Here is a 9,039-nt window from a genome sequence, read left to right as displayed (position 1 = left end):
GCGCGAGGCGGGCGCAGGTGCTGAAACGACAAAGGCCCGCACGAGGCGGGCGCAGGTGCTGAAACGACAAAGGCCCGCACGAGGCGGGCCTTTGGTGACCATCTGAATTTGGTCGGGGAGACAGGATTTGAACCTGCGACTTCTACGTCCCGAACGTAGCGCTCTACCAGGCTGAGCTACACCCCGAGGGAGCTGCGCATCTTAATGACGACGATGCGGCTTGGCAATACCCGCGTGGCGGTCGGGACCGGAAAATCGTTACGATCGGCGAATGCAAGAATCCAACACCGACGTGCTGATTCTCGGGGCCGGCGTCATCGGCCTGTCCTGCGCGTGGTATCTGCTGCAGTGCGGACGCCGCGTGACGATCCTCGATCGCGGCCGGGTCGGCGGCGGCGCGTCGCACGGCAATTGCGGCACGCTGACGCCGAGCCATTCCGCACCGCTCGCGATGCCGGGAATGGTCACGAAGGCGCTGCAGATGATGTGGCGCAAGGATGCGCCGTTCCATGTCGCACCGCGGCCCGACGTCGAACTGCTGGGCTGGATGCTGCGGTTCGCCGGGCGCTGCAATTGGCGCGACTTCCACGCGGCGAATCGCGCGAAGGCAAAGATCCTCGTGCACTCGCGCGGACTCATCGGCGATCTCGTCGCCGCGCACGGGCTCGACTGCGACTTCGCCGCGACCGGCACGCTCTACGTGTTTCGCGAGCAGCGCGAACTCGACGCGTTCGGCTGGCATCTCGACAGCCTGCGCGACGTCGGCATTCCGGTCGAGGAGCGCAGCGCGGCACAGCTGCGCGCGCTCGAACCCTGCCTGCGCGACAGCGTCATCGGCGGCGTGTTCCATCCGGGCGACGCGCAGCTGCGGCCCGACCGCTACGTCGCGGAACTCGCGCGGCTCGTGCGCGAGGCCGGCGGCGAGATCCTCGAGGACTGCGCGGTCGAGGATTTCGCGACGGCCGGCGCGCGCATCGACACCGTCGCGACGACGCGCGGCGTCTGGCGCGCCGCCGACATCGTGCTGGCGCTCGGCGCCTGGTCGCCGCCGCTCGCGCGCCGGCTCGACCTGCGCATTCCGCTGCAGCCGGGCAAGGGCTATTCGATCACCTACGAGCGGCCGGCGCTCGCGCCGCGCATTCCGCTCGTGCTCAAGGAAGACAGCGTCTGCGTGACGGCCTGGGCCGACGGCTACCGCCTCGGCAGCACGATGGAGTTCGCCGGCTACGACGAGCGGCTGAATCGCCTGCGTCTCGATGCGCTGCGCCGCGGCGCCGCGCGCTATCTGCACGAACCCGAAGGGCCGCGCGTCATCGAGGAATGGTTCGGCTGGCGTCCGATGACCTGGGACGATCTGCCGATCCTCGGCCGCAGCGGGCGCTGGAACAACCTGACGCTCGCGACCGGCCACGGCATGCTCGGCGTCAGCATGTCGCTCGCCAGCGGCGAGCTGGTCGCGCAGACGATGACCGGCGCAACACCGGCGCTCGACCCCGCGCCGTATAGTCCGCAACGTTTCCACCTGTGAGGAAATAGCCGTGCTGCGATCCGCCTGGCGTCTGCTGTTGCTCGCTTCGTCCCTCGTCGTTTCTCCGGTATTCGCCGCGCCCGCACCGGAAACGCCGGTCGACCTGCAGTGGGGCGTGAAGATTCCGCTGCGTGACGGCGTCGAACTGCAGGCCACGCTGTACCGGCCGCAGGGCCAGCGCGAAGGTTTGCCGTGCATCCTGTCGCTGACGCCGTACATCGCGCAGAACTATCACGACCGCGGCATGTATTTCGCGGCGCACGGCTATGTGTTCGCCTCGGTCGACGTGCGCGGGCGCGGCAATTCCGGCGGCACGTTCACGCCGCTGCTGCAGGAGGCCAACGACGGTCACGACGTCGTCGAGTGGCTCGCGAAGCAGAGCTACTGCAACGGCAGGATCACGATGTGGGGCGGTTCCTACGGCGGCTACGACCAGTGGGCGACGGCCAAGGAAAAGCCGCCGCATCTGGCGACGATCGTGCCGGTCGCGGCCGTGATGCCGGGCCTCGACTTTCCGATGCGCAGCAACATCTTCTATCCCTACGACATGCGCTGGCTGACCTATGTCAGCGGACGCGCGACGCAGGACAAGCTGTTCGGCGACGAGAAGATGTGGAACACGCTGTTCAAGAGCGCGCACGAGGCGCACGCGCCGTTCAACACGATCGACGCGCGCTTCGGCAATCCGTCGCCGGCGTTCCAGCAGTGGATCGCGAATCCGATGCAGGGCGACTATTGGGACCGCTACAACCCGACCGCGGCGCAGTACGCCGCGCTCGACCTGCCGATCCTGACGATCACCGGCCACTACGACGGCGATCAGCCCGGCGCGCTCGCGTTCTATGCGGGTCACATGAAGCACGGCACGCCGGCCGCGCGCGAGCGCCACTATCTGATCATCGGTCCCTGGGATCATGCCGGCACGCGCACGCCGCGCGCCGAATACGCGGGCCTGAAGCTCGGCAGTGCGAGCCTGCTCGACATGAACGCGCTGCACCGCGACTGGTACGACTGGACGCTCAAGAGCGGCAGGAAGCCCGATTTCCTGAAGGCGCGCGTCGCCTACTACGTGACGGGCCCCGACGAGTGGCGCTATGCCGACACGCTGGATGCCGTGACCGCGCGGCACGAGGAATATTTCCTGGCCTCAGACGGCGGTCGCGCGAACGACGTCTACGCGTCGGGCCGGCTCGAAACCGGCAAGGGCAAGCGTGGCGGCGCCGACCGCTATGTCTATGATCCGCTCGACGTCAGCGCGGCAGCCGACGATGCGGCCGACGAATCGGGCAGCGAGCTGACCGACCAGCGCGGCCTGCTGCGCCGCTCCGGCAAGCACCTCGTCTATCACACGGCGCCGTTCGCGAAGGACACCGACATCGCCGGATTTTTCCGCCTGAGCGCCTGGCTGAAGCTCGACCAGCGCGACACGGATTTCAGCGTCGACGTCTATGCGATCGCGCCGGACGGCAGCAGTCTCTTCCTGACCAACGACGTGATGCGCGCGCGTCATCGCGAGAGTCTGCGCGAGGAAAAGCTCGTGACGCCGGGCAAGGTCGAGCGCTACGACTTCCAGAGCTTCACGTTCGTCGCGCGCCAGCTCAAGCGCGGCAGCCGCCTGCGCCTCGTATTCGGGCCGATCAACACGTTCAATCTGCAGAAGAACTACAACAGCGGCGGCGTCGTGAATACCGAAAGCGCGAAAGATGCGCGCACCGTGACGGTGGAGCTGCTGCACGATGCGCAGCATCCGTCCGCGCTGTATGTGCCGATTGCGGCAGAGAGGAAGCCGGCAGGGTCGCCGTCTCCGTGAATGGCGCAGACGGGAACTGACGGAGTCACGCGAGAAAACCATCCCCATCCATGCCCTCCCGCCCGTCGGGCGTTCAAGGCCGTCTGAACCTGGCGGTTCCGGGCGACGGCCTTTCACCTCATCGAGGGGAGGGTTTTTCACGGCGCTGTTCGGCGTCGAGGCAAACCCATGACTGTCTGCACGCTTCATCAAGGCACCGCACCGCTGCTGATCTCGCTGCCGCACGACGGCAGCGAGATCCCGCCCGACATCGCGGCGCGGCTGACCCCCGCGGCGCAGCGCGCGCCGGATACCGACTGGCACGTGAGCCGGCTCTATGCGTTCGCGCGCGAACTCGGCGCATCGGTGCTCGTGCCGCGCTATTCGCGCTATGTCGTGGACCTCAATCGGCCGCCGGACGATGTCTCGCTGTATCCGGGGCAGAACACGACCGGCCTGTGTCCGATCGTTCAGTTCAGCGGCGAACCGGTGTACCTCGACGGCCGGCAACCCGCGCCCGCGGAGATCGCCGCGCGCGTGGACACCTACTGGAAGCCGTATCACGAAACCCTGCAGCAGGAGATCGCACGGCTGCATGAGGCGCACGGCCGCGTCGTGCTCTGGGAGGGACATTCGATCCGCAGCGTCGTGCCGTTCCTGTTCGACGGCCGGCTGCCGGACTTCAACGTCGGCACGGCCGGCGGCGCGAGCTGCTCGCCGGCGCTGCAGGCGCGCCTGGACGCCGTACTGTCGGCGCAGTCGCGCTACAGTCACGTCGTCAACGGGCGCTTCAAGGGCGGTTACATCACACGCCGGTACGGCCGTCCGGCCGACCGCATCGAAGCGATCCAGCTCGAACTCGCGCAGCTCAATTACATGGATGAAGACGATTTTTCGTATCTTCCGGAGCGCGCCGAGCCGACCGCCGCCGTGATCCGGCGACTGCTCGAAGCCGCGCTCGAAAGCTGATCGCCCGCAGATCCGGGCTCACCCGCGTTACCGAGGATCGCCTCATGCGCACGACACTCGCCGCCACCCTCGTACTCGTTGCCGCCGTCGCCCTGCCGTCGCCGGCCTTCGCCCAGACCGGCATGGGCCGCCGCGCGCCGCCGCCGGCGCAGAACGACGACAAGAAGCAGGAAGAAGTCCGGCAGCAGCAACAGAATCCGCAGCAGGGACAGCAGCAGGGACAAGGGCAGGAGAAGGAAAAGCAGAAATGAGGCAGCAGGAGTGGGAAAAGAGTCGCCGGCCGCGCTTGCTCGTTTCTCACTCCTCGACACGCTTCTCCTCGCTCAGACTTCGAGCGAAGCCAGGTCGCCCTTCTCCTCGAGCCAGCTCTTGCGGTCCGAGGCGCGCTTCTTGGACAACAGCATGTCCATGACCTTGCTCGTGCCGTCGTCGGTTTCTATGGTGAGCTGGACGAGGCGGCGCGTGTCGGGATGCACGGCGGATTCGCGCAGCTGCGACGGGTTCATTTCGCCGAGGCCCTTGAAGCGCGTGACCGAGACCTGGCCCTTGATCTTTTCGCGCTCGATGCGTTCGAGCAGCGCGCGCTTCTCGTTCTCGTCGAGGCAGTAGAACACCTGCTTGCCGACGTCGACGCGGAACAGCGGCGGCATCGCGACGAACACGTGGCCTTCGCGCACGAGCGACGGGAAGTGGCGCAGGAACAGCGCGCAGAGCAGCGTCGCGATGTGCAGGCCGTCGGAGTCGGCGTCGGCCAGCACGATGACCTTGCCGTAGCGCAGGCCGTCTATGCGATCCACGCCGGGATCGCAGCCGATCGCGACCGCGAGGTCGTGCACTTCCTGCGAGGCGAGCACCGATCCCGATTCGACTTCCCAGGTGTTCAGGATCTTGCCGCGCAGCGGCAGGATGGCCTGGAAATCCTTGTCGCGCGCCTGCTTGGCCGAGCCGCCGGCCGAGTCGCCTTCGACGAGGAACAGTTCGGTGCGCGACAGATCGCTCGACGCACAGTCGGCGAGCTTGCCGGGCAGCGCCGGGCCCTGCGTGATCTTCTTGCGGACGATCTGCTTCTCGGCCTTGAGGCGCGCGGCGGCGCGCTCGATCGCGAGCTGCGCGATGCGCTCGCCGATCTGCACGTGCTGATTCAGATACAGCGAGAAGCCGTCGTGCGCGACGCCTTCGACGAAGGCTGCGGCGCTGCGCGAGGACAGTCGCTCCTTGGTCTGCCCCGAGAACTGCGCGTCCTGCATCTTCAGCGACAGCACGAACGAGAGCCGGTCCCAGACGTCCTCGGGCGCGAGCTTCACGCCGCGCGGCAGCAGGTTGCGGATGTCGCAGAACTCGCGCAACGCTTCGGTCAGGCCGGTGCGCAGGCCGTTGCAGTGCGTGCCGCCCTGCGCGGTCGGAATCAGGTTGACGTACGACTCCTGCACGAGCTCGCCTTCGGGCACCCAGGCCAGCGCGAACTCGACGGCTTCGGTGTCGCGCTTGAGTTCGTGCACGTAGAGGTCGGACGGAATGAACTCGTTCTGGCCGAGCATCGAGCGCAGATAGTCCTGCAGGCCGTCCTCGTAGTACCAGGTGTCCTTCTCGCCGCTGGCTTCGTCGGTCAGCTTGACGGTCAGTCCCGAGCACAGCACGGCCTTGGCCTGCAGCACGTGCTTGAGCCGCGACAGCAGGATCTTCGGCGTGTCGAAGTATTTCGGATCGGGCCAGAAGCGCACGGTCGTGCCGGTCTGCTTCTTCGGCACGCTGCCGATCACCTCGAGCGGGCTCGAACGATCGCCGTTGCGGAATTCCATGCGATGGATCTGCGCCTCGCGCTTGATCGTGACTTCCACGCGCGTGGACAGCGCATTGACGACCGAGACGCCGACGCCGTGCAGACCGCCGGAGAACTGATAGTTCTTGTTCGAAAATTTGCCGCCGGCGTGCAGGCGCGTAAGGATCAGCTCGACACCCGGAATGCCTTCCTCGGGATGGATGTCGACCGGCATGCCGCGGCCGTCGTCGGCGACGCTGACCGATCCGTCGACATGGACCGTGACGTCGATGTTCTTCGCGTGGCCGGCCAGCGCCTCGTCGACCGAGTTGTCGATGACTTCCTGCGCGAGATGGTTCGGTCGCACCGTGTCCGTATACATGCCGGGACGGCGCTTGACCGGGTCGAGACCCGACAGGACTTCGATATCGGCGGCGTTGTAGCGACTGCTCATGGGGACCGGCGCGGGTACGGGCGTGACAGGGGACCTGTCATGGTCGCCGCAAGCCCGGCCGCAATCAAGCCGGGGCGTGACTTTCGCGCGACGCCGAAGCGGCCTGCGCGGCATTCCCGCGCAGGCCGTCGCATTTTTCAGCGCGCGGCTTCGAAGCCGCTGCCGAAGATGCGCTCGTATTCATATGCGCCGACATCGACGGTGCCGAAGTCGTTCGCGTTGCCCGGGCTTTCCAGGCCGCGCGGCGTGCCGTCGATATCGGGATCCTCGGTCGGCGCCTGGCTCGCCGTGCAGTAATCGATCGCGGCGTTGCCCGCGCGCAGACGATAGTTGCCGCGCGCGGCGTCGACGAAGTCGATCGGAGCGATGTCGCTGCGCGTGAGTCCGCTCCAGATCTGGCCGGCGCTCATGATCAGGCAGTCGCCCGCATGCGAGATCGTCGCGCCGTTCTGCGCGTAGAGCTGGGCGTGGCCGCTGATCAGCGTGGAATAGAACTCGTAGCGCGTCGCCGAATCGCCGCTGGCGCCGTCGGCGAAGATCGGCGACGGCATCGACGTTCCCGCGCTGTTGTCGGCGATCGTCGTGTAGGAGAAACGCAGCTTGCCCGCCGTGGTGCGGATCGGCGCGCACACGACGTTGCTGCCGCTGCAACGGTTGCGCGCAACGACGCTGCCGAGCAGGCGCAGTTCGCTCGTCTGCCCGCGCACCGAGATCGCCGGGCCGTCGTTCGCGGTGTTGTCGCGGATCAGGCTGTGAAACAGTGCGCCGTTCGCGCCGCCGGCCAGCGCGATGCCGCCGCCGCGCGGCGCGGTGTTGCCGGACAGGCGCAGGCATTCGCGCTCGGCGCTGCACGGGCGCTGCGGCCCCATCGCATAGCGCACGAACTGCACGTAGCCGCCGTCGGTCGCATACGCGCCGCCGCCTTCGGTGCCCGCGGTGTTGTCGCGGATCACCGTCGATTCGGCCAGCAGCTTGCCGGTCGAGCCGCGCACGTAGACGCCGCCGCCTTCGCTGCTTGCGGTGTTGTTGCGGATCAGCAGGCCGTCAGCCGGCAATGCGAGATCCGGATCGCCGCCGACGCTCGCGAGGCCCGAATCGATGAACAGGCCGCCGCCCGCGGCCGCGCGGTTGTCGCGCACGACGACACCGTAAGGATTGAAGCGCAGGGTGCCGCCGCCGACCGCGAAGCCGCCGCCCAGGCTCGCGCGGTTGTTGTCGACTTCGACGTCGCGCTCGACATTCACGATCGCGTTCGTGCCGTTCACCGAGACGCCGCCGCCGTAGATGCCGACGTTGTCGTGGATCCGCATGTCGGCGAGCGTCACGCGCGCGCGGCCGCCGACCGAAATGCCGCCGAAATCGCCGACGTCGCCGCTCGCGCCGCCGTTGCGGACATCGAGACCTTCGAGCCGCACGGCGATGCCGTTCGCGCCGTCGGTCCATGCCGTCACCGCGGCCCAGGTGCCGCTGCCGCCGATGGCAGTGCGTCCGGCCGGCGTCGCCGCATCGCAGTTCGCGTAGCCGCCGCGCAGCGTCACATCGGAATCGATGAACAGCTCCTGGTTCGTGTAGTTCTGATTCGCCGCGAGACGGATCGTGTCCGCGCCGGGATTGGCCTTGGCTTGCGTCAGGGCGACCGCGATCGATGCGGTATCGCAACCCGCGTCGGCGCCGACGCGGATCGTCAGCGCATGAACGGGCGCGGCAAGGAAAAACAGGGGCAGCAGGGCAAGGCAGCGTTTCACGCGAAGCTCCGTCAGGGATGTGCGTTCCCCAGGACGGAGGCGGGCTTGCGGGGCTGTCAGGCGAGTTGCGGGCGGTGTTGCAGTCGGTGCGTGATCCGTTTTGCAGAAACGAGTGACGAGGAGCGAGAAACGCGTCGAGCGGAGCCTCGACGCTTCACCGCTCGTTTCTCGCTCCTCTTCACTCGTTCCGGATTCAACCCAGCACGAGCGTCGCAAACCGGGGCGGTTCGCCCGACGAAGCGCCGTAGTCGAACACTTCTTGCCGCACCGCGAAGCCGGCGCTTTCCGCCAGCGCGCGCAGTTGCGCCGCCGCATACGGACGAATCGTCTCGTCCGTGCGGAATTCCTCGCGCAGCGTATCGTCGGCGCCGAGTACGCGATACCAGCGTTCGATGCGGTTCGTGCCGTCGGCATGGGCCGTGATGCGCTTGCGGCGTTCGAGTGCGCCGTCGTCGTGGGCGCGGCGGTAGTCGAGGCGGAAATCGCTGAAGCTTTCGACCGGCTGCGGCACGAAGGCGTCGACGACGACGCGGCCGTCGCCGGCGAGCAGTGGCCGGAGACCGGCCAGGACTTCCGCGGCGACGCGCGGGTCGGTCAGGTAGGTGATCAGCGAGTAGGGCAGCAGGATCGTCGCGAATCGTCCGTGCAGTGCGAGCGCGCGCAGGTCGGTCTGCACGACGTGCGCGGTCAGTCCGCGCGCGGCCGCATCCGTGCGCAGGCGCCGGAGCATCGGCAGCGAGCGATCCGCGCCGACCGCGTCGAGTCCGGCCGCGAGCAGTTCGAGCAGGATACGTC

General features: G+C 67.6%; 7 protein-coding genes and 1 tRNA gene. 4 read left to right on the top strand and 4 right to left on the bottom strand.

Features of this window, described 5'->3' with window-relative positions; all coding sequences use genetic code 11:
* Positions 1 to 109: 109 nt before the first annotated feature.
* Positions 110 to 186 (bottom strand) — tRNA-Pro (locus VLF18_RS15530).
* 85 nt (positions 187 to 271) lie between these two features.
* Here VLF18_RS15530 and VLF18_RS15525 point away from each other — a divergent pair.
* The 4 genes from VLF18_RS15525 (at position 272) to VLF18_RS15510 (ending at position 4,537) form a co-directional block, all read left to right on the top strand.
* Complete coding sequence (locus tag VLF18_RS15525) at positions 272 to 1,528, top strand: NAD(P)/FAD-dependent oxidoreductase (RefSeq protein ID WP_325280545.1); 1,257 nt, start codon at positions 272 to 274, stop codon at positions 1,526 to 1,528.
* Between the two features lie 10 nt (positions 1,529 to 1,538).
* A complete protein-coding gene (locus VLF18_RS15520; protein ID WP_325280544.1) occupies positions 1,539 to 3,338 on the top strand; it encodes a CocE/NonD family hydrolase in 1,800 nt (599 codons plus the stop codon).
* Positions 3,339 to 3,506: 168 nt separating this feature from the next.
* Positions 3,507 to 4,286, top strand: a complete 780-nt coding sequence (gene hutG / locus VLF18_RS15515; RefSeq protein ID WP_325280543.1) for an N-formylglutamate deformylase — start codon at positions 3,507 to 3,509, stop codon at positions 4,284 to 4,286.
* A 44-nt stretch (positions 4,287 to 4,330) separates the two neighbouring features.
* Positions 4,331 to 4,537 carry a hypothetical protein gene (locus tag VLF18_RS15510; protein ID WP_325280542.1) on the top strand — a complete coding sequence of 69 codons (207 nt, stop codon included), beginning with the start codon at positions 4,331 to 4,333 and terminating at the stop codon, positions 4,535 to 4,537.
* A gap of 72 nt (positions 4,538 to 4,609) precedes the next feature.
* Here VLF18_RS15510 and parE read toward each other — a convergent pair whose 3' ends face one another.
* The 3 genes from parE to VLF18_RS15495 all read right to left on the bottom strand — a co-directional run.
* The gene (gene parE / locus VLF18_RS15505; RefSeq protein ID WP_325280541.1) at positions 4,610 to 6,499 is read right to left on the bottom strand and encodes a DNA topoisomerase IV subunit B; all 1,890 of its coding nucleotides are present in this window, start codon (positions 6,497 to 6,499) and stop codon (positions 4,610 to 4,612) included.
* A gap of 137 nt (positions 6,500 to 6,636) precedes the next feature.
* Entirely contained in the window at positions 6,637 to 8,244 is a 1,608-nt protein-coding gene (locus VLF18_RS15500; protein WP_325280540.1) for a hypothetical protein, read from the bottom strand.
* 193 nt (positions 8,245 to 8,437) lie between these two features.
* A partial coding sequence (locus VLF18_RS15495; protein ID WP_325280539.1) for a class I SAM-dependent methyltransferase occupies positions 8,438 to 9,039 on the bottom strand: 602 nt, incomplete at its 5' end.

The organism is Tahibacter sp. (assembly GCF_035481375.1).
In the GTDB taxonomy this organism is placed as follows: domain Bacteria; phylum Pseudomonadota; class Gammaproteobacteria; order Xanthomonadales; family Rhodanobacteraceae; genus Tahibacter.
This window is presented reverse-complemented; position numbering and strand designations above follow the sequence as displayed.

Excerpts from the sequence above, each read along its gene's own strand:
- VLF18_RS15525 (WP_325280545.1), top strand. The coding sequence starts at position 272 with ATGCAAGAATCCAACACCGACGTGCTGATTCTCGGGGCCGGCGTCATC.
- VLF18_RS15510 (WP_325280542.1), top strand. The coding sequence starts at position 4,331 with ATGCGCACGACACTCGCCGCCACCCTCGTACTCGTTGCCGCCGTCGCC.
- hutG (WP_325280543.1), top strand. The coding sequence starts at position 3,507 with ATGACTGTCTGCACGCTTCATCAAGGCACCGCACCGCTGCTGATCTCG.
- parE (WP_325280541.1), bottom strand. The coding sequence starts at position 6,499 with ATGAGCAGTCGCTACAACGCCGCCGATATCGAAGTCCTGTCGGGTCTC.